The organism is Hydrogenobaculum sp. (genome assembly GCF_049967395.1).
In the GTDB taxonomy this organism is placed as follows: Bacteria; Aquificota; Aquificia; order Aquificales; family Aquificaceae; genus Hydrogenobaculum.
Map to the genome: position 1 here is coordinate 1 of NZ_JBMFST010000107.1, position 1,658 is coordinate 1,658.

Annotated in this window: 3 protein-coding genes and 1 pseudogene; all 4 read right to left on the reverse strand. The window is 40.9% G+C overall.

From position 1 onward, the window contains the following. Positions 1–228: hypothetical protein (locus ACP5S8_RS08320; protein WP_461876473.1), on the reverse strand; the 228-nt coding region annotated here is incomplete at its 3' end. A gap of 2 nt (positions 229–230) precedes the next feature. Beyond that, positions 231–527, reverse strand: coding sequence for a hypothetical protein (locus ACP5S8_RS08325; RefSeq protein ID WP_461870148.1), 297 nt, complete (start codon positions 525–527; stop codon positions 231–233). Beyond that, a complete protein-coding gene (locus ACP5S8_RS08330) occupies positions 524–1,450 on the reverse strand; it encodes a cbb3-type cytochrome c oxidase subunit II (RefSeq protein WP_461876474.1) in 927 nt (308 codons plus the stop codon). Before ACP5S8_RS08330 ends, ACP5S8_RS08325 begins: the two co-directional genes overlap by 4 nt. Before the next feature lie 13 nt (positions 1,451–1,463). Continuing rightward, positions 1,464–1,658 (reverse strand): annotated as a pseudogene (locus ACP5S8_RS08335) (cbb3-type cytochrome c oxidase subunit I); the annotation flags it as partial.

Sequence of the window (1,658 nt, forward strand, 5' to 3'; positions counted from 1 at the left end):
ATTTCCGTAATATTTATAGAAGTGATACCACTGGGCTTTATCTACTGGCCAACCTTTAAACCAATCGGACAAGTCCGGTATCACGTCCACGATAGTGTATGTAACGGCTAGCACTATGAACATAAGCCACATAATAATAACCATCAAAGGTATCTTGTTTCCCTGATATCCACCTACTTTATAATCTGGCTCAGCAGGTGTCAAATATCTTTTTTTAGCATCAGCCATAATTACACCTCCGTATGCTCAATCCTATCGTATTTTTTATCCATATCTATCATATCAAATTTAGAGGCCTCTATGTTGTTAAACTCGCCTCTCAAAAAAGCCCACATAAAAAACGAAGCAAAGGTCAACATGCCAAATAGATACGTTGTAGTAATAACTATAAATACAGAGTGAGCATCGTCGCTGGCAGAAGTCCCCACTATAGCCCAGCTTATAAGCCTATAGGAGAACGGAATACCAGCCATTAGCACTACCGCAATAACCATTGTTATTAAGAATATTTTTCTTCCCTTACTCATTGCGATGCTCCCGATGGTGAAGCAGCTTTATTGCTATTTGTAGAGTTTGAGCTTGATGAAGAGCTTGAGTTGTTTGAGTTTGAAGCACTAGGCGAAGAATTGCCCGAGTTGCCAGCACTCATCATAGCCGCTTGCATAGCCTGAGGGTTTTGCTGCTCTTCTTGTACCTCTTTACGCCATTCATCAAAGAACCTTGGTCTATACCAGCTACCCAACCATTCAAGATAAGTGATCACAGCCAAACCATACTTAGTTGGTTCTGGGTTTAAAGATGCATAAGCGTCATTTGGATTTGCTGGTGTCAAAACTGGTTTACCGTCTTTTAAGTCTACAAACTTAGCAAACCTTGGCATTATAGAACCGGGCACTGTATACTGAGGATTTACAAAGTGCGCCAAGTGCCATTCTGCACCCTTTTTACCAGCTTCTCTTATAAGGTCTGGACCTTTTCTTTCTGTACCAAAAAGGTGAGGTAAGAACAACGTATTGTCATATTCGCTTGGTACAGATACGTGACCGTAGTAAGCTGGCTCGTTAGATACCGGTCTTACAAATTGAGAGTGGCACTGCCAACATCCTTCTGCCATATATATCCATCTGCCATCGCTTATAGCCTGAGCTACCCCTTTTATAATCTGTTTTTGCACTGCAGGAGGAGCCGTGTAGAAATATTGGTCCGGAACATTGTAATATTTTTTCCACAAGTTTGGATACATAGCTAAAAGCTGAATAATCTCTGGAAATTGTCTCTTATAAAAGCCTTCAGCTACCACTTGATCTTTGGTTTTCATCTTGCTGGTACCACCAAGCACCATTATAGGTAAAACACCTTGGATGAAGGTACCAGTTACAAAAAACCCTATACCAGCCAAGAAGAATATAAAAGCCCATCTTTCGTGTATCGCTCTTCCACCGGATGCCATAGTTTATTCCTCCTTAAGCCGTTGCCACTTTTGTAGAGGCTTGATACGCTCTTCCTACAGCCATTGTCTTCAATATGTTGTAGAAGTAAGCTATATAACCTATGAATATGAATATTCCAGAAGCTGTACGTACCCACCAGAATGGTTTGCCAAGGTCAACAGAGTCTATAAAAGGTACTTGAGCTATCCAAGCAAAACCTTCTGCTAT

Bases quoted from the DNA above. Each gene is read 5' to 3' on its own strand.
- ACP5S8_RS08325 (WP_461870148.1), bottom strand. From the start codon at position 527: ATGAGTAAGGGAAGAAAAATATTCTTAATAACAATGGTTATTGCGGTA.
- ACP5S8_RS08330 (WP_461876474.1), bottom strand. From the start codon at position 1,450: ATGGCATCCGGTGGAAGAGCGATACACGAAAGATGGGCTTTTATATTC.